The sequence below is a fragment of the Ewingella sp. C233 genome (genome assembly GCF_055407225.1).
The window spans coordinates 325,600-352,069 of sequence record NZ_JBUZRI010000003.1; the positions used below are offsets into that span (position 1 = coordinate 325,600).

Here is a 26,470-nt window from a genome sequence, read left to right on the forward strand (position 1 = left end):
TTTTCAATAACAGGAGAGTAATGAGTCAGTGTGACAGCTTTATGACATGACCCCGCAATGAGAGCGGGGCCAGGGAGGTTCAGGCTAAAAGTGACCGGACAAAGTCTTCAATCTCTCTGTTCTGACCGTTTTCAAAGAGGCATTGCTGGAAGCGCGGGCCGCTGACGGCGGTTTTCACCAGCTCAGGATCGATAGCGCGCAGGGTGTCGAGATAGTTCTCTTTGACCACGGCGGCTTTGACCTGATTGAGGATCCCGGCATTGCGTACCTGCGGATCCTTACGGTCCGCCGGATAGCCCTCGCCTTTCACGCCCGTGAAAGCTTTCTCAAAAATAAAGCGCACATTCAGCTCTGCGCCCCAGCCGTAGCCCTTAGCGAACGGCAGTGACAGCGCGTTACCGTTGTTGATCTGGGCGAACAGGTAGGCATCGGCCGGATCAATACAGTAACCGCAAATCACGCCCGGATGAATATTCAGCGACATCAGCGCGCCCTGCCCGGTTCCGCAACCGGTCACCACAAAATCCACCGCTTTGGCGTTGAGCAAAATACTGGCCATGATGCCTAAATGAATGTAAGTCAGATGGTGATCCTGCTCATCACTCATGCCGACGTTGTAAACCGGATAGGACTTTTCATCCGCCACGGTTTTCAGCTCTTTCAGCACTGACGCATTTTTAGCGGCCTGGCTGTTTTCCATCATCAATGCAATTTTCATCTTCGCTCCAAATAATAAAACGCCATTTCATTTTCATGATGATAGCGTTTTATGACAGGCAGAGCAGAATTATTGCGTGACCACGCTCGCAAAAGCGGGCTTCAGTCCTGCATCAGCGCACTGCGTCCGCCATCCATGACAATTGTCGTGCCGGCGATGAAACCGGCATGAGCACTGGCGAGAAAAAGACACAGTTCACCGACTTCCTCAGGCAGGCCCAAGCGGCCAACCGGATGTTTCTGGATGGTTTGTTCACGGGCCAGAGTGCCGTCCGGGTGTGAGTCAAACCACACCTGATTACCTGCGGTGTCGATAAACCCCGGTGCAATGCCGACGGCGCGTATCGCAGGCCCCCACTCAATCGTCAGACTTTGCACCAATGATAACAATGCACGTTTGGTGATGTTGTAAGGCGCGCAACCCGGCATGGTAGAGAAGGCATGGTTCGACGTCATCACCAGAATCACGCCGCGGGAGCGTTCCAGCGCATAGCGGAAGCACTTAGCCATAAACCAGTGCGAACGCAGATTGAGATCCAGATTGTGATGCCAGTCCTCCTCGTTACAGTCGATGCCTTTGAACACGTTTTTACCCGCATTCGAGACCAGCACATCCACACGTCCATACAGCGCTTCGGCCTTTTCAGCGAATTCGGCAATGGCTTCTGTTCGAGTCACGTCCACGGAGAAATAGTGAAAACGTTCTGGATACTGCGCCATAAGCTCATGGGCCAGTGGGGCTTTATCGAGCGCAGAGAAGGCGCCACCAATAACAATGTCGCCCTGCTGTAAAAACGATTTTGCAATCGCCAGGCCAATTCCCTGACTGGCGCCGGTTACAATCACGACGCGTGGTGTTTTATCTGACATATCCATTCCCTGAAGTGGCAGGCTGGCGCGACAGTTTCCTGAAGTCACAGGCCGTCGCGCCAGCGGTTAGTTTATAAATTAAATGTAGTGATGAAATCGTTGATGAGCGCGTTGTCATCCCCGGTTAGCGACCAGCCCGGATGACGGCAGTAATCACTGGCGATGATCCCACGGCGGTACAGAACGGTTTTTTCAGCCTGAATGATGTACTCGCAATGCGTCATCCAACGCGTGATCCATGGCAGCAATTTAGCATGCAGTTCTGTGGCTTCAGCCCCGAGCCCCTGTTGCCACAGGCGGTAAATCTGCACATAAATCTCTGTGAAGGAGCAGCCCGGCATCACGCCTTTACCGCCTGCCTCAAGCATCGGCAACATGTAAAGCCCGGCGTAGCCGTTCATCACGCTTGCCTGCGGGGCGAGTTGCAGAAACTCACGGGTATAATCAACTGGCGGATTGCACTCAATTTTAAAGACCGCGTGCGGGTAGCGTGCAGCCACGTCACTGAGTTGTTCAGGTGTGATCGAAAGCCCCGTCTCGCCCGGCGCGTACTGCACCATCACCGGGATATCCACCGCCTCCAGCACTGAGAAAATATGGTGGCGAATGGCCTCAGGCCCCGGTTGCAGGAAGAACGGCGGCAATAACATCAGCGCATCAGCGCCTTGTTTCTGGTAACTTTGTGCACGTTTTACCGCCACTTCGGTGCTGTGATCGGTAACAGATAACGCGCGGTACATGCCGCTGCCGCTGAGCTCAGAGAGAAACTGCGTTGCCAGCCGCGCACGCTCACCGTCCTCCAGTTTAGGAAACTCGCTGGCGATACCAAACAGCGTCAGGCCGTCTGCACCAGTTCCGGCCAGATGTTCCAGCAGGCGCCCAAAACTGGCGTAATCAACGTCGCCGCCCGGCGTAAACGGCAACGCCGCAATCGGGTTAACGCCCTTAATTTTCATCGATATAGTCAATTAGTTGTCCTCACTCTGATCGGCCAGAACGGCACCCTCTGCGGCGGATGAGGCCCAGCGGCGGTATAAACGCAGGAAGCCCCGCGGCACCTGTTTTTCAACCGGCACCCAGTGCGCACGCCGCACTGCCAGAATCTCCGGTGAGACATTGAGCGTCAGGCTGCGGGCCGGAATATCGATGGTGATAGAGTCACCCGCTTCGACTAGCGCAAGATCACCGCCGTCGCTGGCTTCCGGTGAAATATGGCCGACAAACAGCCCGCGGTTAGAACCGGAGAAACGGCCGTCGGTGATCAGCGCGCAGCTGTCGGACAGGTTCATCCCTTCGAGGCATTTCATCGGTTTGTACATCTCAGGCATGCCCGGCCCGCCTTTTGGCCCCTCGTAACGCAGAACCAGTACGCTACCCGGTGGAATTTCACCTGAAAGGATCGCATCCACCGACTCCTGCTCACTGTTGAACACTACCGCAGGTCCGGTGAAGGTCATCAGATTTTCGGGTACAGCCGCCGGTTTCACCACGCAACCAAGCGGTGAAATATTACCGGTCAGCACCGCAACACCTGACTCATTACGCACCGGGATCGCCAACGTGTGGACCACTTCGGGACGCGCGGTTTTCTTGCGCCCGTTAGCCAGCCATTCACGCTTGGTCTGCCCGCTGACGGTCAGTGCGTCGAGATCCATCAGCGACTGTAATTCGTTTTCCACTGCGGGCACCCCGCCCGCTTCCCAGAAATCAATCATGTCGTATTCGGAGGCCGGATACAGTGACGCCACCAGCGGGACCTGATGACTCAGGACATCGAAAGCGTGCAGCGGCAGATGACCATATTCCGCTTCGTAGTGAATCGCCTGTAAATGCAGGATGGCGTTGGTCGAGCCACCGGTTGCCAGCAGATAGATCATGGCGTTACGCAGGGAGGCTGGCGTGATGATCTGCCGCGCGTTCACACCGCGCATCACCAGATCCACCGCCGCACGGCCGGTTTCGTGCGCGCACTCACGGCGCTCTGACGATATAGCAGGCAAGGTGCTGCTGCCCGGTAAACTCATGCCCAGCACTTCGGCAATACAGCACATGGTATTGGCAGTGCCATACATGGTGCAGGAACCTGGGCCCGGCTCAGCGATATCTTCGATATGACGGAATTCAGCTTCATCAATTTCGCCACGACGTTTCCAGCCAATGGCTTCCGTGACAATATTGCCGTCCCAGTCTTTGCCCTTATATCTCGCCGGGTACATCGGGCCGCCGTTGACCATAATGGCAGGAATATCCAGCCGCGCAGCGGCCATCAGCATGGCGGGCACTATTTTGTCGCATGAACCAAGCAGCACCATGCCGTCGAAACGGTGCGCGCGCATCATCACTTCAATGGAGCTGGTGATCACTTCGCGGGCGGCCAGAATGTAGCGCATCCCGAGGTGCCCTTCGGCAATACCGTCACACGGCGCAATGGTGCCAAACACCATGCCGACGCCACCGGCTTCGTCGATGCCTTTCAGTACATGCTGTGTCAATTCGTTCAGATTGGCATGTCCCGCCGTCGCATTGGTATAGCTGTTTACTACCGCAATCACCGGCTTGCGCAGTTGCTCGTCGGTATGGCCCATCGACTTGTAGAGGGCGCGTTTCAGCGCACCGTCGTCACCTTGTAAAATCGGGTTGAAATGATCTTCACCACAGGTGCCGCAACCACCACCACCACATCCACTCATATACTGTTTCTCCTCGAAATCGGTTCATTACCGGGTTCAACCGGCGTAATAGCTGCCGCCTGTAAGCTGGGATTAATCAGCCTGGCGGGCAGAAGAAATATCAACGGCGCGCACAGCAGCAGGAAACCCGCCAGAATGTACAAGCCCGTGCTGGTCGTACCGGTGTTATCTTTCAGCCAGCCAAGTACCACCGGCCCGAAGAAACCGGCCAGATTGCCCACGGAGTTCACCAGGGCGATACCCGCCGCCGCCGCTGTACCCGAAAGCAAGGTACCGGGCAGGCTGATATAGGTAGGAATTAATGCGAGAGTTCCTGACATCGCGAGGCAAATCCACGCCATCATCCACACCGTCGACCCGCTGCAATACGCACTGAGTGACAGCCCGACCGCGCCGATAATCGCCGGAATGGCGATATGCCAGCGGCGTTCGCGCTTGAGGTCAGAATGGCGGCTGTTCCACACCATAAACACTGCACCGAAGACGTAGGGCAACGCCGCCAGAAAACCGATTTTCAGGTCATCAGTGACGCCGGAAGATTTAATGATCGACGGCAGCCAGAAGTTGATGCCGTAGTAGCCAATGTTGAAACTGAAGAAGATCAGCGCCAGCAGCCATACATAGCGGTTTGAGAGCATCGCCCGCAGGTTCTGCTGCGGTTTTCCGGCGTTGGCGACGAGCTGCCTCTTCGCATCGGTGGCCAGATCGTCGATCACCACCTGTTTTTCGGCGTCGGTCAGCCATTTGGCTTCTGCCACGCTGTTGTCCATAAAACGCAGCACCACAAACGCCAGCAGGAATGACGGCACCGCTTCAACCACAAACAGCCACTGCCAGTTGTGCAGGCCTTCCACATTCTCAAAAAACTTCAGAATGGCACCTGAGAGCGGGCTGCCGATGATGGTCGACAGCGGCGTCACCAGAATAAACAGTCCGAGGGTGCGGGCCGAACGCCAGGACGGGAACCACAGCGTGAGGTAAAACACGATGCCCGGAAAAAAGCCGGCTTCGGCCACGCCGAGCAGAAAACGCAGCACATAGAACTGGGTCGATGACGTCACAAAGACCATCGCCGCAGACAACACCGCCCAGCTGATCATGATGCGTGCTATCCACACACGGGCACCGAAGCGCTGCATCATCAGGTTGCTCGGCAACTCAAACAGGAAATAACCGATGAAAAATATTCCGGCTCCCAGGCCATACACCGTATCGCTGAAGTTCAGCGCATCCTGCATATGCAGCTTGGCGAAGCCAATATTCACCCGATCCAAATAGGCGAAGAAATAGCACAAAATTAAAAACGGGATCAGCCGTCGGGTAATTTTGCGATACACCCCGTCACTGCTAGCTGAGGGGGAGGTGATCTTTTTATTCATGGTCATCTCTCTTATTGATTGCTGAACTACGCCAGTACAACGATGAACTACGCGCGACCGACTTGACTCAGGCGTTTGCCGGACATCAGGTTTTTCTCGATATTTTCGAGGGATATATTTTTGGTTTCAGGAACGAAAATAATGGTCAGGATGATGCACAGCACGTTCAGCACGCCATACAGCCAGAAGGTGGCGGCGCTGCCCATAAAGTCGATCAGCGTCAGGAAAGTCGCGCCGATGATCATGTTGGCGATCCAGTTAGCCATGGTGGAACAGGTGACGCCAAAGTCGCGGCCTGCCAGCGGTTGGATCTCCGAGCACAGCACCCAGATCAGCGGGCCGGCGCTCATGGCAAAACCGGTAATGAAGATGAGCAACAACAGCACGGCGGTGTATTGCTGCGCCGCCGACGTGATGCCGACAAAGAACATATAGCCCATCAGCCCCATGCAGATACCCATGACGCTGAAGCCAAGTTTCAAAATCGGTTTACGTCCCCAGCGGTCCACGAGACCGATAGCAATAAAGGTCGCCAGCACATTGACCAGACCGGCGATCACCGTGCCCCACATCTGCTCTTTCGTGGTGGCGAAACCGGCAATCGCGAAGATTTTCGGCGCGTAATACATGATGACGGTCATGCCGGTGAACTGCTGCATGAATTGCAATAACACGCCAAGATAGGTCGAACGGCGGAAGTGGCTGTTGGAACGAAAGAGCTGCCAGCCGCGCTGTTTTTGCTGCACGTTTTCACGGATAGCATCCAGCTCTTTGCGGGCGTCTTCGGTGGAAGAGCGCAGCAGCGTCAGCACTTTCATCGCCAGATCGTTTTTGCCTTTCATCGACAGCCAGCGTGGGCTTTCCGGCAGCGTCAGCACCCCGAAAAACAGAATCAGCGCCGGAAAAGTAATAATGCCCAGCATCCAGCGCCAGTTACCGCTGGCGCTGAAACCCACGTCAGACAGGAAGGCCGCTAAAATGCCGATGGTGATCATCAGTTGATAGAGCGAAATCATGCTGCCGCGGATATGCTCCGGCGCGATTTCTGACAGATAAAGAGGGGCGACGAAAGACGCCACGCCGACTGCCACACCCAGCAGGAAGCGTGACACTTCCAGCATGATCAGGTCCGGTGCAAAAGCACAGCCAAGCGAACCGACCACAAACAGCACCGCGCCGATCAACAGGGTTTTCTTGCGCCCGATACGACCGGACATCGGGCCGCTGCACAGCGCACCAAAAGTCGCACCGAGCATCATGATGCTGACAACCATCTCCTGTTGATGGCTGCTTAAACCAAACTCTTGCGCCAGAAAAGGTAGCGCGCCTGCGATAACGCCCATATCCAGACCAAACAACAGCCCGGCCAGTGCCGCAAGCAGGCAAATCAAGTACGTTTGCCCGTTGGTATGGGGTAAATTTCGAGTGCTCATAAAGTACCTTCCGTGTAAAAACAGACCATTGTTATAGTTGGAATAGCGAAGCTCGCTGTCCGTTGAATGAGGTATGAATTCGAAGCAATGCACCGTCCTGCGGCGTTGGTGTTAACAGGCCATCGCGGGCAGAGGTTACGTAAAGATCAGAAAGAGCAGGCCCGCCAAAAGCACAACTGGAGGGCTGCTGAACCGGCAGAGGCAAAGTGTCAATAAACTCAGGCGCGGCGTCAGTCAGTTGATAACGCGCCAGGCAACTCGCCCCCCAGCGGGCGTTGAACATCACGCCGTGCTCGTCCTGCGCCGAGCCGTCGGCAAAAAAGTCACCGGTCGGCCAACTCATCAAGGTTTCAGGCGACATCACATCGGCCGGTGAACGGTAAAAACGGTGGGCGAAGGTATCGCCAAACCACGCATAGCCGCCGAACCACAGCAGGGTATTCGGCACATGCTGACCGCCGAGCATCTGCACCGGCTGTTTGTCGCCAGAGGTGAAGCGGTACCAGCTGCCTTTGGCCTGCTGCGCGGTGACGTCCATCGTGCTAAACCACAGTGAACCGTCCGGCGCGATGGCGGCTTCGTTCGGCCGGGTTTGCGCGTCTTCCACCCACGGGCAGAGCGAAGTAAAGCGGCGCAACGCGCTGTCATACAACTTCACCCCGGCGCTGGTCACCAGCAGCCACTGGCCCGGCTGGTCGGTCAGTAACGCGGCGCTACAGATAAACGGCAACGGATGGATATCCACCTCATTACTGTGTTCTGGCCACAGACGCAAAAGACGTTGCTGCACGATATCGACCCAAATCAGTGACTGCGTGGCGCAGCACCACACCGGCGTTTCGCCAAGGGTGGCACGGTAATCACCAACGGGCTGCGCGAGGCTGAGGAGAGAGCCGTTCATCTGCGGTTACCCGGCCAGACTTTGTTGCCACGCATGCCGATAGGCATCTGCCTTTTCATGCAGCGCCGCGAGTGACATTCCGGGCTGATACAATCCTCCGCCGAGGCCAAACCCCTGCGCTCCGGCCTGCACATAGGTACGCATTTGCGCCGCATCCGCCGCAATGCCACCGACCGGCAGGCAAACAGCTTCACGCGGCAGCACCGCGCGCATTGCTTTGGTGACGACAGGTGTGACGAGCTCCGCCGGGAAGAGTTTCAGCCCGTGCGCACCGGCCTGCAGGGCGCGAAATGCCTCGGTCGGCGTCGTGACACCCGGCAGACTAATCAGGCTCAACGCGCAGCTCGCTTCAATGACGGCTACGTCCGCATTGGGGGAAATAATCAACTGACCGCCCGCCTGCGCAACGTCGGCGACCTGTTGTGGCGTCAGCACCGTGCCCGCCCCCACATAGGCGCGGGAACCCAGTACATCCGTCATAATGCGGATCGATTCCAGCGGTGACGGGCTGTTCATCGGCACTTCGAGATAGGTAAAACCGCACTTCACCAGCGTCAGGGCTACGCCCTCTGCTTCGGCCGGAGTGACACCGCGTAAAATCGCCACCAGGGGCAGAGAACACTGCTGCCACTGTTCGGAAAATTTCTGATAATTCATGCGAAGACTCCACTGTGATAAATCTGTGATAAACCCTGAACAAAACAGGCTGCGCCATCCGCCGCGTGCAGGGTGGTGCCAAACTGGCGGGCCGCGCGCTGATAACTCAGGGTCAGCGACGGAGAGCCAACGACCCAGGCCTCTTCTGCCGCCAGCGCCGCCATTTCGCTGCCGATCAGCAGGCCGGAGAGATAACTGCTGACCTGCGCAGGGGTGATAACCCCGCGCAACCGCAGGGTACGGGCGGAGAAAATCGCATGGCTGAGGAAAGGAGATTTCTTGCTGCTGACGACGCCGAGATCAAACGCCGCGCCATCCTGTTCGCAGGAGGGTAAATCTTTACCGAGCAGCGAATGGTTAATCAGCGTGGCGTAGAGTTCGCCCGTCATGAAGGTGCTGAAATCGATGAGTTTTCCAGCCTGCAGTCTGGCGTGTTTACTGTGAGTGCCGGGCAGGATCACCCGGTGAGACGCCGCCGGATGCAATTCCGCCAGCCCTAAAAGCTGTACTTCCTCGCCGCGCATGACGTCCGGGAAGCCCCACTCACTTTCGCAGGTAGCACCGGCCACAATATGGCAGCGGCTGCCCCACGGCGTCACGACTTCAGCGGTGTGTGCCGCGAAATCACCTGCACTCGCGGGCAGCGTCACGTAAGACACATCCGCCCAACCCTGCTGAGAACCCACCATGCCCGCCATCAGGATGGGCAAACTGCCGTGCTGTGTCAGCCAGCCGTTGAGCAGCGAGTGCAGGGAGGAAGCAAACTGGCGACTGGCGACCTGAAGGAGGCCCAGAGGGGCGCTCAGGCGGTCTTCGATGTCGTGGTGATTGATCAGAAACGCACGGAAGTTAGTGGTTCCCCAATCAACGGCTATCCATTTCTTGCTCATTCTTGTAATACCTATTTAAGTATCTTGTATTACAAGTAGCATATAAATAAAACAGCCCACATTCTGTGAATCAGATCGCGGGCCGGTTAAATAGTCCTTACATCAGATGCGAGTATTTTTGCGGGGTGTCGCGCCAGAGCTTTTTATTGGCGGCTTCGAGCAGGATGCTGCGCATGATCTCGCGGGAGTTGTCCACCTGCTTCATACGGATGGCTTCCATCAGGATCCGGTGTTGTTCCACCGCTTCTTTGGTCAGTTGCAAATCTTCTTCCAGCGTTTGCTTAAACGACAGCATCATCGCCGCCGACAGCGCGCTGCCGATAGAGATCAGAAAAGGGTTATGACAGGCTTTGAGGATCGCCAGATGAAACGCCAAATCCCCCTCTTCGAACAGGCGGGCCGAGTTTTGCTGCTGGCCCTGCAACATCAGGTTCCAGGCATCTTCCATCGCGGCCAGATCGTGGCCATTGGCGTTACTGGCTGCCATCGCGGCGGCATTGGGCTCGAAAATCAGGCGCGTCACCATCAGATGCTCAACGATGCCCGGCTCAATGCCGACATCTTCCAGCCAGCTCAGCACATCGGCGTCGAGGAAACTCCACATCTCGCGCGGATTGACGGTAGTACGACGTTTGGGTTGAATCGACAACATGCCTTTGGCCGCCAGCACCTGTAAGGCATTGCGCACCGAGGTGCGTGAAGCTGAGTAGTGCTGCGCCAATTCATTCTCTCCGGCGATGGCGAGCCCGGCGGGTAACTCCCCGCGGATCACGCGCATAGCCAGATCGCGGGTGATCGCTTCGGACACCGAAGGACCGGTCGTTTTCATGGATGCCCCTTTGATTGTCGTAAAGCGATGATTGTAACCGCAGAACGCAGCAAAAAGTACGCATCCGGCAGGTTAATCCTTCGGTGTAATCTTCTTCAGCCCAACGGCCCAAGCTTGCCGGTCAGCTTTCTGGCGATTTTCTTTTTACCCACCAGTGCGATGCCCGGCCGTTGCAACGATGCCGTCGTGGATCTCTCCGGGTTCGGGCATGAAGACTTTACCGGGCAGGCTTTGATGTTTCTGACGGCGGCAGCTGAATTGCTGAACGCCCTGACGGGTGACACCGACCAGATAGCTGTCGTGTCAGTGGGGATCATACGCGTGGCCTTCAAAATGGGCCTGAATCGTCTCAATACCGCTGTCTTTATCTTTCGATAAATCGATCCCGTTCTTTGACGCCATCGCCCTGCTGCGCGGAGTGTATTAACAGCAGGGTAACAGAGAATGCGGCTTTGCTCCTCCCCTTAGCCGGGGAGGAGCAAACGGGGACTTTTAATGCTTAACGCTTTCAATAAAGGTCTTGCGGGCCGTTTTCGATCCAAGACGTTCGGCTTCATCCAGCAGTTTTAGGGCTTTATCGACATCACCGGCTTTCACGGCTTTCTTAATCGCGTCGTTGTAATAGGTTTCAGAATCCGACAGCAGCGGCTCGGCCGGTTTAGCCGGTGCGGCTGGAGCAGCGGCGCGCGCAGCCGGTGATTGGCCGACGACAACCGGCGCAGCAGCAGGGGCATCTTCAGCGCTGTTAAAGCTCAGTGCCTGACCAATCATAATGTTGCCCGCTTTCTGCTCGGCGCGGACTTTAATGCTGAGCATTCCGGATGGCGTATGGCGGGCCACCGGATCCGGGATATCCGGCACGGCATTACCCACACCGGCGGCATAAGCCTTGGCCGGGTTGGTCATCTGCGTGGTTTCAGCCAGATCCTGCTTCGTGGTGTACACCAGCAGGTAAATTTGTTTCTGACCCAGCGCTGGCGTCAGTTTCAGGGTGCCTTCCAGACGGTCGCTGGAGACAATGCCCGGTTTTTCATACGGGAAGTAGCTCGACGGATAATAAGCCGCCGGGCGCATCTGTTCATCCAGCACCAGCACGTTCGGCGCATACACGGTTTTACCGGTCGCGATGCTGGTCAGGGTTATTTCCAGCGATCCCCGGTCCGCTGGCAGCGCAAATGCACCCACCGCGCCCTGAATATCGCCCTGATTAATTTGCACGCCAGAGGTACTGAGCGTGACATCCTGCGTCACCGGCGGAACCAGCGGCGTCCACGATAAATTATGTAAGGTCTGGGCCGAAATCACCGGCGCAACGGACGCATCATTTTGCGCCGCATTCACCATTGCAGGTGTGGCAGCCATCAGGCTCAGCGACAGACACAGTGACAGCAGATTTTTTTTCATCGTTATTTCCTTTTGAATCACCATGAAGGCTGGCGGTCAGCCGAAACATCCCGCCAGCCAGCACATCTTTTCTATTTCTAATATTGGAGCACATAACCTTCTAAATCATTCGAGTCACAGGAAGGCGGCAACTGTGTGAATCCCGAGGAGCGTAGACCGCTACGTGACTCGGGTGAGCACAGGCAGCCAACGCACCTGTGGCTAGAAGGATGACGAAGGTTTTACCACCAGATTTCCATCTGTGCCCCAAAGGTCACTTCACTGTCATTGCCGCGGCTGAAAGTACGGGTGCTGGTGTCGTTCATGGCCAGACCGTTGTTTACGCCGCTGTCAGTGTCGTAGCCCCATTTTTCATCCCAGTTGGCGTAGGTCGCGAAGACACGGATGGCCGGACGTGACCAGATGCTGTCGCCTGCCTGCCACTGTTGCGCCAGGGTGACTTTGTATTGTCCATTGGTATCGCTGGTACGCTGAGATTTCACGTTGTCGTAACCGACTTCCAGCAAGGTGCTCATGATTGGCGTCCATTTGTACATCGGGCGGATACCCGCGGTGTACCAGGTTGTGCCGTTGTTGTTATCGCGATCAACGTCCTGATACATCGCCACGTACATCAGGCTCCAGGTGTCATTGAAGTCGATAGCCCCGTGGTCAATCACACGCACCATATGGCCATTATTATTGATACTGCCACCATTGGAGTGACCGGTGGCTGCGCCGCTGTTCGGATCATTCATGGAATCCGTCGCATACTGCAGCACAAATTTGTTATAGCCGTTGTAGATGCTTTGTGTGTGTTCTGCCGTCAGCAACACGCCGTCTTTGGTGGCGTTATCAGCCAGTGAATAACCATCACGCGCATTGGCACGACCGTAATCCACACCCAGTTCCAGCACGCCGCCTGGGTTCACATTCATACCGGCCAGACGCACGTCGAAGACGTCGTTGGAGGTTGGCATTTCGTTACGCTGGTCGGCGATGTAGCCGTAAGAGCCACCGCTTTCGGTGTTCCGCGTGGCCGCTAAAGACAGTTTACCAAAGCCCAGATCCACATCTTCCAGACCCGCACCCGGACCGGAGATATCCCAGTAGTAGAAGTCGATCATGTGGACGTCATGGCGTTGGTAGAAACGCTTACCGGCCCAGATGGTGGATCCTGGCAGCCATTCGATCAGGTTCTTGCCTTTGACGTTTGCTTCACGGAAAGCCGGATCGGTTGACTCCCAATCGTTCTGTTGTGACACGGAGTACGCTACGTTGGTGTCGAAGTAGAAGCTCTTATCCCCTTCTTTCCACACTTCTTGCCCAAGCTTTAATTCAGCATAGGTTTCACATTCGTTACCCAGACGGTATTTGCTGTCAGCACCCGTTGCCTTGAAACATTGTTGCTCGCCGCCGCTGCCGGTCCAGCCGATACCGGAACGCGCATAACCGGTGAAATCCACTGCCATTGCCGGTGTAGAAAGAATGCCCGCCGCAACAGCCAGCGGCAGAGAGTATTTACGCAGAGTTATCATCATTGTTCTCCTGTAGGGGGATGCGTGCTTTAAACGCCCGGCTCCGGGTGTAGCCGTCGGCACGCAGTCCCGTCCTCGCGGAACAAGTGACAGCGATGTGGCGGCAAGCCAATAGCGAATGTTGCACCTTCTTCTACCAGCACCACGTCGTTCTGGCGGTACACCAGGTTTTGACGGATAGCCGGGATCTCGATATGAATCTGGGTTTCGTTGCCGAGCTGTTCGACCACCTGCACCACACCGGACAGCGTCACTTCGGCAATATCGCTCGGTAATAAGTGTTCAGGACGGATCCCCAGAGACAGGTTTGAACCGACCGTGACCTCGTGGCCTTCCACCGGCAGCCAGATGCGCTGACGGTCAGGCAGTTCGATTTGCACACGTTCGGGTTCAGCACCGGTGACTTTCACCGGCAGGAAATTCATTTTTGGTGAGCCGATAAAACCGGCCACAAAGCGGTTGGCTGGGTAGTGGTAAAGCGCGAGAGGCTTACCGATTTGCGCCACGCGACCGGCGTCCAGCACCACGATTTTATCGGCCAATGTCATGGCTTCGACCTGATCGTGGGTGACGTAAATCATGGTGCGTTTGAGGCGCTTATGCAGACGGGAGATCTCAATGCGCATCTGCACACGCAGCGCCGCATCGAGGTTAGAAAGGGGTTCATCGAGCAAAAATACGTTCGGCTCTGCCACCAGCGTACGGCCAATCGCCACACGCTGACGTTGTCCGCCGGAGAGTGCTTTCGGACGGCGGTCCAGCAGGTGCGCCAGTTGCAGGATCTCAGCCACCTGATTGACCCGCTGAGTAATTTCGGCTTTTTTGGTCCCGGCCAGCTTCAGGCCAAACGACATGTTCTCCGCCACCGACAGGTGCGGATAAAGAGCGTAGGACTGAAACACCATACCGATGCCGCGTTCGGCCGGAGGCACTTCATTCATGCGCTGTCCGCCAATCAGCAGTTCGCCGGAGGTGATGTCTTCAAGGCCGGCAATCATGCGTAACAGGGTGGATTTCCCGCAACCGGATGGCCCGACAAACACCACAAACTCGCCCTCTTCTATCTCAATGTTCACGTCTTTTGAGATAACGGTGTCGCCAAAGGCTTTATAGAGATTACGAAGTGATACGCCCGCCATACCCGACTCCTGAACTGACTGGTCAAAGTGTCCTGTGAGGCAAGGCGAACTGCGAGGTGATGTGCCTTGTCAGCAAGGGAACTGAATGTCAGCAAGAGTGAGGGAACAGGCAGATTTGGTAATCATCCGTAACAAAGTTTTTCATGGGGGAGGAGGAAGGAGGATGAGCATTTTGCGTAACCGGCTGAAAGTTCATACCAAAGATCAAATTCGTGATCTGAATGGCAAAATGCGACCCATATTTTTGAGTGATACCCCACAGAAAGCCCAGCAGTGTTAACTGGATCACACAACCAGAGCCGGGGGCGTAGAGAGGGGGATGATGAAGCCGCATTGCCTTATCGCCGACACTGGTCCAGCAAGCTTTTCTTATTTCCTCTAAGAACACGAACATCGAATAAGAACCCGACTCCCTACCGGACCTAAAAGGATTGGATTATGACGCTCAGCATTAAAACTCTTAGTATTAAGAAATTGGTCAAACACACTCTGGCCGTTTCGGCGTTGGCCACGCTGGTGTTGTCCTCTTCCGCGTTTGCCAAGATAGAAGAAGGCAAACTGGTTATCTGGATTAACGGCGACAAAGGCTATAACGGCCTGGCGGAAGTCGGCAAAAAATTCGAAAAAGATACCGGTATCAAAGTCACGATCGAACACCCTGACAAACTGGAAGAGAAGTACCCGCAGGTCGCTGCCACCGGCGACGGCCCGGATATCATCTTCTGGGCGCATGACCGTTTTGGCGGCTACGCGCAGTCTGGCCTGCTGGCTGAGATCAGCCCGGATCAGGCGTTCAAAGACAAACTCTTCCCGTTCACCTGGGATGCCGTCACCTACAACGGCAAGCTGATCGGCTATCCGGTTTCGGTCGAAGCGCTGTCGCTGATTTATAATAAAGACATCATTAAAGCAGCGCCGAAGACCTGGGAAGAGATCCCCGCGCTGGACAAAGAGCTGCGCGCCAAAGGCAAAAGCGCCATCATGTGGAACCTGCAAGAACCCTACTTCACCTGGCCAATCATCGCCGCTGACGGCGGCTATGCGTACAAATATGAGAACGGCAAATACAACATTAAAGACACCGGCGTAAACAACGCGGGTTCACAGGCTGGCCTGCAATTCATCATCGATCTGGTGAAGAATAAGCACATCAACGCCGACACCGACTACTCCATCGCCGAAGCAGCCTTCAACAAAGGCCAGACCGCGATGACCATCGATGGCCCGTGGGCATGGTCAAACATCGATAAGAGTAAAATCAACTACGGCGTCACCCTGCTGCCCACCTTCCACGGCAAGCCGTCCAAACCGTTTGTCGGTGTACTGACCGCGGGGATTAACGCCGCCAGCCCGAACAAAGAGCTGGCCAAAGAGTTCCTCGAAAACTACCTGATGACCGATGAAGGCCTGGCCGCTGTCAATAAAGACAAACCGCTGGGTGCCGTAGCGCTGAAGTCTTATCAGGAACAACTGGAAAAAGATCCACGCATCGCCGCCACCATGGCGAACTCACAAACGGGTGAAATCATGCCGAATATCCCGCAGATGAGTGCTTTCTGGTATGCCGAACGCAGCGCCATTATCAACGCCATTAACGGCCGTCAGACCGTGCAGCAAGCACTGAAAGAAGCCGAGACCCGCGTCACCAAATAACACGTAAAAACTGGCGTGATGCGCATTAATGCCTTCACGCCACAGCTTCAACCTGAAGGATGACGAGTCTATGCAAGCAGCTCAAACCGGACTGCCTCTTCGAAAAAAACGACAGATAAGCAATGTCCTTAAGTGGCTGATTGTGGGTCTGTTCGCACTGTTCACCGGTTACCTGATCGTACTGATGTATGCTCAGGGGGAATATTTGTTTGCCATGCTGACGCTGCTGCTCTCTTCCGTCGGCCTCTATATTTACGCCAACCGCCGCGCGTATTCATGGCGCTACGTCTATCCCGGCCTCGCCGGTATGTCGTTATTCGTGCTGTTCCCGCTGGTGTGCACCATTTTTATCGCTTTCACTAACTACAGCAGCACCAACCAGCTGACTTTCGAACGTGCGCAGTCGGTGCTGATGGACCGCCAGTTTCAGGCCGACAAAGCCTACACCTTTGGTCTTTATCCTGCCGACGCCAACCAGTGGCGCCTTGCGCTGAGCGTACCGGACAGCGGCGATACCCTCGTCTCCTCCCCTTTTGAGCTCAACGCCATCGCGCCACAAACCCTGACCCTCTTGCCTGACGGGATGCCTCAGGGCGAAAAGGCCGGGCTGCGGGTGATCACCCAAAACCGTCAGGCGCTGGGACAACTGACCGCTAAACTGCCCGATGGCGAAACGCTGCGTATGAGTTCACTGCGCCAGTTCTCCGGCAGCCAGCCGTTGTACAAAAAAGCCGATGACGGAAAACAGCTGACCAACGTGCAAACCGGCGTGGTCTACCGCCCCAACATGGAGAGCGGGTTTTATCAGGCTGTGAATGCCAGCGGTGAATGGCAGGCTGAGAAGCTCAGTCCCGGCTTTACCGTGAATATCGGTTGGGCGAACTTCCTGCGCGTGCTGCATGATGACGGCATTCAGAAGCCATTCCTGTCGATCTTCGTCTGGACCATTATTTTCTCGCTGCTGACCGTCGTGCTGACCGTTGCCGTCGGCATGGTGCTGGCCTGCGTGGTGCAGTGGGAGGAGCTGAAAGGCAAAGCGGTTTACCGCGTCCTGCTGATCCTGCCCTACGCCGTACCGGCATTTATTTCGATTCTGATTTTCAAAGGATTATTCAACCAGAGCTTCGGGGAAATTAACCTGATGCTCAGCAGCCTGTTTGGCATCAAACCGGCGTGGTTCAGCGACCCGATGACCGCCAAAACCATGATCATTATCGTCAATACCTGGCTGGGTTATCCGTACATGATGATCCTGTGCATGGGCCTGCTGAAAGCCGTACCGGACGATCTCTACGAAGCGTCCGCGATGGACGGCGCGACGCCAATGCAGAACTTCTTCCGCATCACCCTGCCGCTGCTGATAAAACCCCTGACGCCGCTGATGATCGCCAGTTTCGCCTTTAACTTTAATAACTTCGTGCTGATCCAACTGCTGACCAACGGCGGCCCGGATATGCTCGGCACCACCACACCGGCCGGTCATACCGACCTGCTGGTCAGCTACACCTACCGCATTGCCTTCGAAGGCGGCGGCGGGCAGGACTTCGGGCTGGCTGCGGCCATCGCCACGCTGATTTTCATTTTGGTCGGCGCACTCGCCATCATCAATCTGAAAGCTTCACGCATGAAGTTCGACTAACCCGGCTAAGGAGAAACAGACATGCCTATGGTTAAACCGAAGTCGCAAAAAGTCAGGCTGTTCGTGACACATCTGCTGTTGCTGTGCTTTGTGGCGCTGATCCTCTTCCCGCTACTGATGGTGTTCGCCATCTCGCTGCGGCCGGGTAACTTCGCCACCGGCAGCCTGATCCCGGATCAGGTGTCGTGGGATCACTGGAAACTGGCGCTCGGCATGGCAGTAACCAACGCCGACGGCAGCGTCACCCCGCCGCCGTTTCCGGTGATGCTGTGGTTGTGGAACTCCATCAAAATTGCGGTGATCACCGCGATTGGCATCGTGGCGCTCTCCACCACCTGCGCGTATGCCTTTGCCCGAATGCGTTTTCGCGGCAAAAGCACCCTGCTGAAAAGTATGCTGATTTTCCAGATGTTCCCGGCGGTATTGTCGCTGGTGGCGCTCTATGCTTTGTTCGACCGTCTCGGCCAGTACGTGCCGTTCCTCGGCCTGAACACCCACGGCGGGGTGATTTTTGCCTACATGGGCGGCATTGCACTGCACGTCTGGACCATCAAAGGCTATTTCGAAACCATCGATAATTCGCTGGAAGAAGCCGCGTCGCTCGATGGTGCCACGCCGTGGCAGGCGTTCAGGCTGGTGCTGCTGCCGCTGTCAGTGCCGATTCTGGCGGTGGTCTTTATTCTGTCATTTATCGCGGCTATTACCGAAGTGCCGGTAGCCTCACTGCTGCTGCGCGACGTCAACAGCTACACGCTGGCAGTCGGGATGCAGCAATACCTCAACCCGCAAAACTATCTGTGGGGCGATTTCGCTGCCGCCGCGATCCTCTCGGCGATACCGATCACCGCCGTGTTTCTGGTCGCCCAGCGCTGGCTGGTCGGCGGCTTAACCGCCGGTGGTGTGAAAGGCTAGATAGCCCTTGATTTCAAATTTACTGCAATGCCCTTGTTGTTGTTTGTTTGGTTCGTGGAAGTACCTCTGTGTCTGAAGTTTTTAAGCGGCCTGAAAGGGCCGTTTTTTTTATGCGCCAGACAAATCCTTATACCTGACTAAGGGTGCGTATAGAGATCCTTTACCGAATACAGGTATCGTATCCGGTCTATTGCCCTGTACTTACACAATACCCTCTGACCAATACCCTTAGTAAATAGATACCATTTCAACAACAAAAAGGGTTTCCGCACACTGCCGGAAACCCTTTTTTACTTCAACGCTAATTAACTCACTGACACTTTCCTGCGACGTTTATCCAGGTCTTTGATCAGTTTATTTACGTCCTCGTCGGCAAACATATCCTCCAGAGTACGAGTCAATTTGCGGCGCCAGTTAGGATATTCGTCGCTGGTGCCGGGAATGTTGACCGGCTCCTGCATGTCCAGCCAGTCTTCGGGCTGAAGCCCCAGCAGGGCACAGGCGCTGTCGGCGACATAACGTTGCAAACCCCGGTTGAGCGTCGGTGTCATGCTCATCGCACCGGCCTTATGCCCGGTGGATTTCGGCACACAGCCATAGTGATGCAGACCGTCGAGAAGCCCCTGTCGTGCGCGTGCGCGGTCAGCGTAGAGTTCAGTCAGTACCTCTTCATCACGGTACAAACCGAGCTTTTTACCCAGCGCCAGATCGTCACTTTGCCAGTAGCCGCGCAGCGTCGGCAGGTCATGGGTAGTGATGGTCGCCATCGCCTGCACCGGATAGGACTGCGGTGCGCGGAAGTTGTTCTCGGCGTCGCGCTCAAAGTAGAGCACTTTGTAAGAGTAAACCCCCCCTTCGCGCAGCTTGCTGACGATCTCCACCGGCACCGTCCCCAGATCTTCGCCGATCACCATGCAGCGGTGACGCTGGCTCTCCAGCGCGAGGATCGCCAGCAGATCGTCCACCGGATACTGCACGTAGGCACCGTTGTCCGCCGTTTCACCCTGAGGGATCCACCACAGCCGCAGCAGCGTCATCACATGATCGATACGCAATGCGCCGCAGCTGGTCATGTTGGAACGCAGCAAATCGATAAACGGCTGATAGGCGCGCTTCACCATGACGTGCGGATCCATCGGACGTAGATCCCAGTTCTGACCAAGCGGGCCGAGGATATCCGGCGGTGCGCCCACCGAGGCTTTCAGACAGTAAACATCACGGTCGCCCCAGGTTTCCGCGCCGCCTTCCACCACGCCGACCGCCAAATCGCGGTACAGGCCAATCGGCATGTCAGCCTGCTGGCTGTCGTGGTAACAGCGGGCAAACTGCCATTCGGCCAGCCACTGCAACCAGAGGTAGAAATCAACGTCGCTTTCGTACTGTTCACAATAGGCTTTCACCGCGGCACTTTGCGCGCTGCGGTATTTCTCCGGCCAGTGCGTCCAGCCGTTAGGTTCATCGCCCTGCTTCGTCAGATGCGCGTACAGCGCGTCAAATGCCGCCTGCTGATAGAGGCTTTCCCCGCCTTCACGGGCAAATTTCTGATAGGCCTTTTGCATCGGATCGCTGGCGCTGCGCGTGACAAAATGCTGATGCGCCAGATGTAGCCCCGCCAGTTTGAGCGGCATCACGCGGGCGTAATCCACCCAGGCACTGTCGCGCACGGTTTTCAGGGTTTTCTGCGTCATCGGCTCGTGCCACCAGCGCTGAGCCTCTTTGCTCAGTTGGAAATCTTCCACCGCGCTGACGTCGATATAAATCACGTTCAGCCAGCGGCGTGATGACGGGCTGTAAGGGCTGGCCGCCACCGGATTTCCCGGATAGAGCGAATGAATCGGGTTGAGGCCGACGAAAGCCCCGCCGCGTTGGCCCATCTCATTAACCAGCTGACGAAGATCGCCGAAATCACCAATGCCCCAGTTGTTTGCCGAGCGCAGAGTATAAAGCTGCACACAGGCGCCCCAGAGTTTTTTGCCCGCCAGCAGCGCATCGGGTTCATAGCAGCGCTTCGGCGCAACGATAATGCGGCACGTCCAGTTGCGGCTCTCCTGCGTGAGTGTCAGCTGGTGATAACCGGTGGGGATCCGGCCCGGCAGCGCCAGTGTCATTTTGCCACTGGTGCGGCCCTGCTGGACCGCGCCGCCTTCCAGCGCTAACTGCCACTGGAATTCACCTTCACCGCCAACCGGCAGCGCCAGACGGCTGCCCTTAACGAACACCTTGACCAGCGGCACTGGCGCTTCGATGTCCACCTGCTGGCCTGGCTTCCAGCCCATCGCGTCCAGCAATTCCCGCTTGGTCGCCGCAGCAATAGCCTGCTGCTTGCCGTGTGCGTTGATGTATCCGGCGGAAATCCCAGCTTCGATGGCCGCCTGTTCGAGTTGCTTACTCTCCATTCCCGCTCCTTTAGCGCTTCGCCTGCCAGATCCGCTGCTGATAATCGCGGATCGAGCGATCTGAACTGAACATGCCGACACGGGCAGTATTGAGAATAGTACGTTGTATCCATTGCGCCTTATCACGGTACAGCGCGTCCACCTGCTGCTGTGCCTGACAGTAAGCGGTAAAATCAGCCAGCACCAGATAAGGGTCGCCGCCGGTCAGAAGGCTGTCGAGCATCAGGCTAAAGGCGTTTTTGTCGCCGTCGCTGAACAGGCCGCTTTCCAGATCGTTGAGCGCCGCATTGAGATGTTTATCTTTTTTGCGCCATTTCAGCGGGTCATAGCCGCCAGCTTTAAGGGCTTTAACCTGATCGACGGTATTGCCGAAGATAAAGATGTTCTCTTCGCCCACTTGTTCGGCGATTTCGACGTTCGCGCCGTCGAGCGTGCCGACGGTCATGGCGCCATTCAGAGCCAGTTTCATATTGCCGGTGCCGGACGCTTCGGTTCCCGCCGTGGAGATCTGCTCGGAGACGTCCGCCGCCGGGATCATCAGCTCCGCCACCGAAACACGGTAGTCAGGAATAAATACCACTTTCAGACGATCGGCGACGATCGGATCGTTATTAACTTTTTCTGCCACCTTGTTGATCGCATGAATAATATTTTTCGCCAGATAATAGCCCGGCGCAGCTTTGGCCCCGAACAGGAAGACGCGCGGCACAATGTCCATCTGCGGGTTATCGCGCAGTTGGCGGTAGAGCGACACAATGTGCAGCAGGTTGAGATGCTGACGTTTGTATTCGTGCAGGCGTTTAATCTGTACGTCGAAAATCGCCTCCGGGTTCAGCGTAATGCCCATGCGCTGCTTAACGTAGGCGGCCAAACGCACTTTGTTGTCATATTTGATCTGCTGATAACGCGCACAGAAAGCGGCATCATCAGCGAATTTCTCCAGCCCTATGAGCGCATCCAGATGCGTGACCCATTCGGTTTTCAGGCTCTCATCAATCAGCGCAGACAGCGCCGGATTACACTGTTTAAGCCAACGGCGCGGCGTAATACCGTTGGTGACGTTGTGGAATTTGTTCGGCCAAAGCTGGTGATATTCAGGGAAGAGATCCTTCACCACCAGATCCGAATGCAGCGCGGCGACGCCGTTGACCGCAAACCCGCTGACTACACAGAGATTGGCCATGCGCACCTGTTTGTTCTGGTGAACAGAGAGCTTTTCCCACACCGCTTTGTCGCCCGGCCACTGTTTTTCCACCAACTTTTTAAAGCGGGCGTTGATCTGTTTAATCAGCGAGAAGTGACGTGGCAACAGGCTGCGGACCAGTTTCTCGTCCCAGCATTCCAGTGCTTCCGGCATCAGCGTGTGGTTGGTGTAGGCGAAGGTTTTGCTGACAATAGCCCAGGCGGCATCCCATTCCAGCTGATGTTCGTCGAGCAGAATGCGCAGCAGCTCAGGAATGGCGATGGTCGGGTGGGTGTCGTTTAGCTGGATCACTTCAAAGTCAGGCAGCTTTTCAAGCTTGCGACCAAGGAAATGGTGACGGCGCAGAATGTCGCGCACCGAACAGGCGCACTGGAAATATTGCTGCATCAGACGCAGGCGTTTACCTTCCTGATGGTTGTCATTCGGGTAGAGCACTTTGGTGAGCTTGGCGGCATCAATGCCCTTTTGCTCGGCTTTCAGGAACTGGCCATCGTTGAATAGTGTCAGGTCAAACGGGTGGATATCCGTCGCCTGCCACAGGCGCAGCGGCTGCGTCACGCCGTTGCGATAGCCGACCACCGGCAGATCCCAGGCTTCACCGCGCAGGCTGAATGCCGGCTGCCAGTGCTCAGAACCGTCACTGTTTTTCGCCAGTTTGCCGCCGAAGGAAACGTCGACCGCCAGGCGGCTGTTGTGGCTGAACCACGGATAGCTTTCACGGTGCCAGTCATCTGGCGCTTCCTGTTGTTTACCATCGTTAAAGGACTGACGGAACAGACCGTACTGATAGTTAAGACCGTAACCGGTTGCAGGCTGGCCAACCGTCGCCATTGAGTCAAGGAAACAAGCTGCCAGACGCCCCAGACCGCCGTTGCCTAGCGCTGGGTCGGTCTCCTGCTCCAGCACATCGGCCAGTTCTGCGCCCTGCTCAGACAGCACGTCACGCACCGTGTCATACCAGCCGAGGTTAATTAAGTTGTTGGCGGTCAGGCGACCTATTAAAAATTCCATCGAAATGTAATTTACGTGACGCTGATCTTGTTTCTGTTGTGCCGCAACAGGCCTTGCAGCCAGTTGTTCGGACAGCGCACCGCTGACGGCCTGCCACCACTGGTGCGGCGTCATATCCTGTGCGCTTTGCAGACCAAAGCCTTGCCACTGGCGGGTCAGAGCATCCTGAAACTGCGTTTTTTGTAATGTGAATTGCGACATAAGCCCTCTCTGAGCAGGTAATTTTGCAGACGATAACGGTATGCTGACGGGAAGCCTGTTGGGCAGCATCATCCCGCCGGGGATTAGAGAGGGAGGAGATAAAGGGCGTAGTACAAACGGAATTTATTCGCGTAAAAACAACTACTAAAACTGTGACGCAGAGCAACTTACCGACACGTAAAAGTGTAACAATCTTGCAATACTTACTGCATTGGCAGACCTTAGGAATATTATTAATTACGCGCTGTAAAATAATTCCTCCTCTCATTCGTTTACAGTCATAAGAATGGATAACTATGCTGATCCCTTCGAAACTCAGCCGCCCAGTGCGGCTGCAAAATACGGTGGTACGCGAACGCCTGTTAGCGAAGCTGGCTTCTGCGCAGAATTACCGTCTGGTGCTGGTCGCCTGTCCTGCTGGCTACGGTAAAACCACGCTGGTTGCCCACTGGGCGGCGGGCAAAAGCGATCTGGGCTGGTACTCGCTGGATGAAAGCGATAATCAGCCGGAGCGTTTTGCCAGCTATCTGGTGGCCGCCATACAACAGGCCACCGGCGGACACTGCGTTAAAAGCGAAGCCCTCAGCCAGAAACATCAGTATGCCAGCCTGTCGGCGCTGTTCGCGCAGCTGTTTGTCGAACTGTCTGACTGGCACCGGCCGCTGCTGCTGGTGATCGATGATTATCATCTGATTTCCAACGACGCAATTCACGAAGGGATGCGTTTCTTCCTCCGCCACCAGCCGGAAAACATCACCTTAATGGTGCTTTCGCGCACCCTGCCGCAGCTCGGCATCGCCAACCTGCGCGTGAGGGATCAACTGCTGGAGCTGAATGCCGCGCAATTGGCTTTCAACCATGTCGAAGCCCAGCAATTCTTTGATTGCCGTCTGGCAGATCCGATTGAGCAGGCAGATAGCGGCCGCTTGTGCGACGACGTTGCCGGTTGGGCCACGGCGTTGCAGCTGATTGCACTGTCGGCACGGCAGTCCAGCGCATCGACCGCCTCGGCGCAGCAGTCTGCCAAAAAGCTGGCCGGGCTGAATGCCAGCCATCTGTCGGAGTATCTGGTGGACGAAGTGTTGGATCGCGTCGATTCGCCCACCCGCGACTTCCTGCTGCGTTGCTCGCTGCTGCGTTCAATGAATGATTCGCTGATCGTCAAACTGACCGGCGAAGATAACGGGCAACAGCGGCTGGAAGAGCTGGAGCGTCAGGGGCTGTTTATTCACCGCATGGATGACAGCGGTGAATGGTTTAACTTCCATCCGCTGTTCGCCACCTTCCTGCGCCAGCGCTGCCAGTGGGAACTGGCCGCTGAACTGCCGGCCATTCACCGTTTAGCCGCAGAAGGCTGGCAGGCGCTGGGTTTCCCGGCCGAAGCTATTCATCACGCCCTCGGGGCCGAAGACACCGACCTGCTGCGCGATATTCTGCTGCAACACGCCTGGGCGCTGTTTAATCAGAGCGAACTGGCACTGCTCGAAGAGTGCCTGAACGCGCTGCCGTACGAGCGGCTGATTCAAAACCCAAAACTGGCATTACTGCAAGCCTGGCTGGCCCAAAGCCAGCACCGTTACAGCGAAGTAGAAATGCTGCTGGAACGCGCGGAAAACGAGATGCTGCGCGAAAAAATTGAGATGGATAAAACCCTCAGCGCCGAGTTCGACGCGCTGCGGGCACAGGTGGCGATTAACGACGGCAAACAGGATGAAGCGGAAAAACTGGCCGCGCAGGCGCTGCGCTTTCTGCCCTATTCCAGCTACTACAGCCGTATTGTTGCCACTTCGGTCACCGGCGAAATTCAGCACTGCAAAGGCGACTTAAGCCGCGCCCTGCCGCTGATGCAGCAAACCGAACAGATCGCCCGCCGCCACGAAGCTTATCACTACGCCTTATGGGCGCTGCTGCAACAGAGCGAAATCCTGATTGCGCAGGGCTTTTTACAGGCCGCTTATGAAACGCAGGACAAGGCGTTTGAACTGGTGCGCGAACAGCATCTGGAACAGTTGCCGATGCATGAATTTCTGCTGCGTCTGCGCTCGCAATTATTATGGTCGTGGGCGCGTCTGGACGATGCTGAAAGCGCCGCCCGCGAAGGGCTGGAAGTACTGGCTAACTTCCAGCCACAGCAGCAGTTACAGTGTCTGGCAATGCTGGCCAAATGCTCGCTGGCGCGGGGCCATCTCGACAACGCGCACCGCTATTTACAGCGCTGCGAAACCCTGCTGCAAAGCGGGCAGTACCACACCGACTGGCTGACCAATGCCGACAAACCGCGGGTGATTTACTGGCAGATGGTTGGCGACAAAACGTCGGCGCTCAGCTGGCTGAATCAGACCTCCAAACCGGGCATGGCCGACAACCACTTCCTGCAAGGGCAGTGGCGTAACATCGCCCGCATGCAAATTTTGCTCGAGCAGTTTGACGAAGCCGAAGTGGTGATTGACGAACTCAATACCAACGCCCGCCAGCTGAAACTGGTCAGCGACCTCAACCGTAACCTGATCCTCTGCAATCTGCTCTACTGGCACACTGGTCGGAAAAATGAGGCCCAGCGCGTACTGATTGAGGCGCTGGAACTCTCCAACCGCACCGGATTTGTCAGCCACTTTGTGATTGAAGGCGAGATGATGGCGCAGCAACTGCGCCAGCTGATTCAACTCAATCTGCTGCCGGAAATGGAGCAGCGCCGGGCGCAAAAAATCCTCCGTGATATTAACCAGCATCACCGGCATAAATTCGCCCATTTCGACGAAGGCTTTGTGAATAAACTGCTGACTCACCCGCAGGTGCCGGAGCTTATCCGCACCAGCCCGTTGACCCAGCGCGAATGGCAGGTGCTGGGGCTGATTTACTCCGGTTACAGCAATGATCAGATCGCCGGCGAGCTGACGGTGGCCTCGACCACCATCAAAACGCACATCCGCAATTTGTATCAGAAGCTCGGCGTCACCCACCGGCAGGACGCCGTGCAACAGGCGCAACATCTATTGCAGGTCATGGGCTACGGCGCCTGAAATACCCT

Annotated in this window: 19 protein-coding genes and 1 pseudogene; 4 read left to right on the forward strand and 16 right to left on the reverse strand. The window is 56.1% G+C overall.

Translation table 11 applies throughout. The features are described from left to right. Positions 1–79: 79 nt before the first annotated feature. From ACZRKO_RS16750 to malK, 14 genes and pseudogenes are all read right to left on the reverse strand, one after another. The gene (locus ACZRKO_RS16750) at positions 80–718 is read right to left on the reverse strand and encodes an RpiB/LacA/LacB family sugar-phosphate isomerase (RefSeq protein ID WP_463738378.1); all 639 of its coding nucleotides are present in this window, start codon (positions 716–718) and stop codon (positions 80–82) included. A 101-nt stretch (positions 719–819) separates the two neighbouring features. Beyond that, positions 820–1,587, reverse strand: coding sequence for an SDR family NAD(P)-dependent oxidoreductase (locus ACZRKO_RS16755; RefSeq protein WP_463738379.1), 768 nt, complete (start codon positions 1,585–1,587; stop codon positions 820–822). 71 nt (positions 1,588–1,658) lie between these two features. Further along, positions 1,659–2,543 (reverse strand): dihydrodipicolinate synthase family protein, encoded by an 885-nt coding sequence (locus ACZRKO_RS16760; protein ID WP_463738380.1) that lies wholly within the window; start codon positions 2,541–2,543, stop codon positions 1,659–1,661. Between the two features lie 12 nt (positions 2,544–2,555). Beyond that, entirely contained in the window at positions 2,556–4,277 is a 1,722-nt protein-coding gene (gene ilvD, locus ACZRKO_RS16765; protein WP_463738381.1) for a dihydroxy-acid dehydratase, read from the reverse strand. After that, the gene (locus ACZRKO_RS16770) at positions 4,274–5,656 is read right to left on the reverse strand and encodes an MFS transporter (RefSeq protein ID WP_463738382.1); all 1,383 of its coding nucleotides are present in this window, start codon (positions 5,654–5,656) and stop codon (positions 4,274–4,276) included. Before ACZRKO_RS16770 ends, ilvD begins: the two co-directional genes overlap by 4 nt. A gap of 47 nt (positions 5,657–5,703) precedes the next feature. Next, positions 5,704–7,089, reverse strand: coding sequence for a sugar porter family MFS transporter (locus tag ACZRKO_RS16775; RefSeq protein WP_463738383.1), 1,386 nt, complete (start codon positions 7,087–7,089; stop codon positions 5,704–5,706). Positions 7,090–7,120: 31 nt separating this feature from the next. After that, the gene (locus ACZRKO_RS16780) at positions 7,121–7,990 is read right to left on the reverse strand and encodes an SMP-30/gluconolactonase/LRE family protein (RefSeq protein WP_463738384.1); all 870 of its coding nucleotides are present in this window, start codon (positions 7,988–7,990) and stop codon (positions 7,121–7,123) included. Between the two features lie 6 nt (positions 7,991–7,996). Beyond that, a complete protein-coding gene (locus ACZRKO_RS16785) occupies positions 7,997–8,647 on the reverse strand; it encodes a 2-dehydro-3-deoxy-6-phosphogalactonate aldolase (protein ID WP_463738385.1) in 651 nt (216 codons plus the stop codon). After that, complete coding sequence (locus ACZRKO_RS16790) at positions 8,644–9,537, reverse strand: 2-dehydro-3-deoxygalactonokinase (RefSeq protein ID WP_463738386.1); 894 nt, start codon at positions 9,535–9,537, stop codon at positions 8,644–8,646. Before ACZRKO_RS16790 ends, ACZRKO_RS16785 begins: the two co-directional genes overlap by 4 nt. A 97-nt stretch (positions 9,538–9,634) precedes the next feature. Then, positions 9,635–10,366 (reverse strand): FadR/GntR family transcriptional regulator, encoded by a 732-nt coding sequence (locus ACZRKO_RS16795; RefSeq protein WP_463738387.1) that lies wholly within the window; start codon positions 10,364–10,366, stop codon positions 9,635–9,637. A gap of 162 nt (positions 10,367–10,528) precedes the next feature. Further along, positions 10,529–10,768: pseudogene (locus ACZRKO_RS16800) on the reverse strand (AraC family ligand binding domain-containing protein); the annotation flags it as partial. Positions 10,769–10,858: 90 nt separating this feature from the next. Further along, positions 10,859–11,770 (reverse strand): maltose operon protein MalM, encoded by a 912-nt coding sequence (gene malM, locus ACZRKO_RS16805; RefSeq protein WP_463738388.1) that lies wholly within the window; start codon positions 11,768–11,770, stop codon positions 10,859–10,861. 221 nt (positions 11,771–11,991) lie between these two features. Beyond that, complete coding sequence (locus ACZRKO_RS16810; protein ID WP_463738524.1) at positions 11,992–13,287, reverse strand: maltoporin; 1,296 nt, start codon at positions 13,285–13,287, stop codon at positions 11,992–11,994. Positions 13,288–13,316: 29 nt separating this feature from the next. Continuing rightward, positions 13,317–14,426 carry a maltose/maltodextrin ABC transporter ATP-binding protein MalK gene (gene malK, locus ACZRKO_RS16815; protein WP_459175859.1) on the reverse strand — a complete coding sequence of 370 codons (1,110 nt, stop codon included), beginning with the start codon at positions 14,424–14,426 and terminating at the stop codon, positions 13,317–13,319. 438 nt (positions 14,427–14,864) lie between these two features. Here malK and malE point away from each other — a divergent pair, with 438 nt between their 5' ends. The 3 genes from malE to malG all read left to right on the forward strand — a co-directional run bounded on the left by malE (position 14,865) and on the right by malG (position 18,630). After that, positions 14,865–16,079, forward strand: a complete 1,215-nt coding sequence (gene malE, locus ACZRKO_RS16820; RefSeq protein ID WP_463738389.1) for a maltose/maltodextrin ABC transporter substrate-binding protein MalE — start codon at positions 14,865–14,867, stop codon at positions 16,077–16,079. Positions 16,080–16,149: 70 nt separating this feature from the next. Then, on the forward strand, positions 16,150–17,718 hold the full coding sequence (gene malF / locus ACZRKO_RS16825; protein WP_463738390.1) for a maltose ABC transporter permease MalF: 1,569 nt from the start codon (positions 16,150–16,152) through the stop codon (positions 17,716–17,718). Positions 17,719–17,739: 21 nt separating this feature from the next. Further along, on the forward strand, positions 17,740–18,630 hold the full coding sequence (malG, locus tag ACZRKO_RS16830) for a maltose ABC transporter permease MalG (protein ID WP_463738391.1): 891 nt from the start codon (positions 17,740–17,742) through the stop codon (positions 18,628–18,630). 305 nt (positions 18,631–18,935) lie between these two features. Here the strand turns inward: malG and malQ are convergent, their stop codons facing one another. Together malQ and malP are read right to left on the reverse strand one after the other, a co-directional pair. Continuing rightward, positions 18,936–21,026, reverse strand: a complete 2,091-nt coding sequence (gene malQ, locus ACZRKO_RS16835) for a 4-alpha-glucanotransferase (protein WP_463738392.1) — start codon at positions 21,024–21,026, stop codon at positions 18,936–18,938. Positions 21,027–21,036: 10 nt separating this feature from the next. Then, positions 21,037–23,442 (reverse strand): maltodextrin phosphorylase, encoded by a 2,406-nt coding sequence (gene malP, locus ACZRKO_RS16840; RefSeq protein ID WP_463738393.1) that lies wholly within the window; start codon positions 23,440–23,442, stop codon positions 21,037–21,039. 296 nt (positions 23,443–23,738) lie between these two features. Between malP and malT the strand changes: the two genes are divergently transcribed. Further along, a complete protein-coding gene (gene malT / locus ACZRKO_RS16845) occupies positions 23,739–26,462 on the forward strand; it encodes an HTH-type transcriptional regulator MalT (RefSeq protein ID WP_463738394.1) in 2,724 nt (907 codons plus the stop codon). The last annotated feature ends 8 nt before the right edge of the window (positions 26,463–26,470 follow it).

What these genes read in the sequence shown, in the direction of transcription:
- ACZRKO_RS16810 (WP_463738524.1), bottom strand. Translation starts at nt 13,287, where the DNA reads ATGATAACTCTGCGTAAATACTCTCTGCCGCTGGCTGTTGCGGCGGGC.
- ACZRKO_RS16760 (WP_463738380.1), bottom strand. Translation starts at nt 2,543, where the DNA reads ATGAAAATTAAGGGCGTTAACCCGATTGCGGCGTTGCCGTTTACGCCG.
- malQ (WP_463738392.1), bottom strand. Translation starts at nt 21,026, where the DNA reads ATGGAGAGTAAGCAACTCGAACAGGCGGCCATCGAAGCTGGGATTTCC.
- ACZRKO_RS16775 (WP_463738383.1), bottom strand. Translation starts at nt 7,089, where the DNA reads ATGAGCACTCGAAATTTACCCCATACCAACGGGCAAACGTACTTGATT.
- malE (WP_463738389.1), top strand. Translation starts at nt 14,865, where the DNA reads ATGACGCTCAGCATTAAAACTCTTAGTATTAAGAAATTGGTCAAACAC.
- ACZRKO_RS16755 (WP_463738379.1), bottom strand. Translation starts at nt 1,587, where the DNA reads ATGTCAGATAAAACACCACGCGTCGTGATTGTAACCGGCGCCAGTCAG.
- ACZRKO_RS16795 (WP_463738387.1), bottom strand. Translation starts at nt 10,366, where the DNA reads ATGAAAACGACCGGTCCTTCGGTGTCCGAAGCGATCACCCGCGATCTG.
- ACZRKO_RS16750 (WP_463738378.1), bottom strand. Translation starts at nt 718, where the DNA reads ATGAAAATTGCATTGATGATGGAAAACAGCCAGGCCGCTAAAAATGCG.
- ACZRKO_RS16770 (WP_463738382.1), bottom strand. Translation starts at nt 5,656, where the DNA reads ATGAATAAAAAGATCACCTCCCCCTCAGCTAGCAGTGACGGGGTGTAT.
- ACZRKO_RS16790 (WP_463738386.1), bottom strand. Translation starts at nt 9,537, where the DNA reads ATGAGCAAGAAATGGATAGCCGTTGATTGGGGAACCACTAACTTCCGT.
- malM (WP_463738388.1), bottom strand. Translation starts at nt 11,770, where the DNA reads ATGAAAAAAAATCTGCTGTCACTGTGTCTGTCGCTGAGCCTGATGGCT.
- malT (WP_463738394.1), top strand. Translation starts at nt 23,739, where the DNA reads ATGCTGATCCCTTCGAAACTCAGCCGCCCAGTGCGGCTGCAAAATACG.
- malP (WP_463738393.1), bottom strand. Translation starts at nt 23,442, where the DNA reads ATGTCGCAATTCACATTACAAAAAACGCAGTTTCAGGATGCTCTGACC.
- ACZRKO_RS16780 (WP_463738384.1), bottom strand. Translation starts at nt 7,990, where the DNA reads ATGAACGGCTCTCTCCTCAGCCTCGCGCAGCCCGTTGGTGATTACCGT.
- ACZRKO_RS16785 (WP_463738385.1), bottom strand. Translation starts at nt 8,647, where the DNA reads ATGAATTATCAGAAATTTTCCGAACAGTGGCAGCAGTGTTCTCTGCCC.
- malG (WP_463738391.1), top strand. Translation starts at nt 17,740, where the DNA reads ATGCCTATGGTTAAACCGAAGTCGCAAAAAGTCAGGCTGTTCGTGACA.
- malF (WP_463738390.1), top strand. Translation starts at nt 16,150, where the DNA reads ATGCAAGCAGCTCAAACCGGACTGCCTCTTCGAAAAAAACGACAGATA.
- ilvD (WP_463738381.1), bottom strand. Translation starts at nt 4,277, where the DNA reads ATGAGTGGATGTGGTGGTGGTGGTTGCGGCACCTGTGGTGAAGATCAT.
- malK (WP_459175859.1), bottom strand. Translation starts at nt 14,426, where the DNA reads ATGGCGGGCGTATCACTTCGTAATCTCTATAAAGCCTTTGGCGACACC.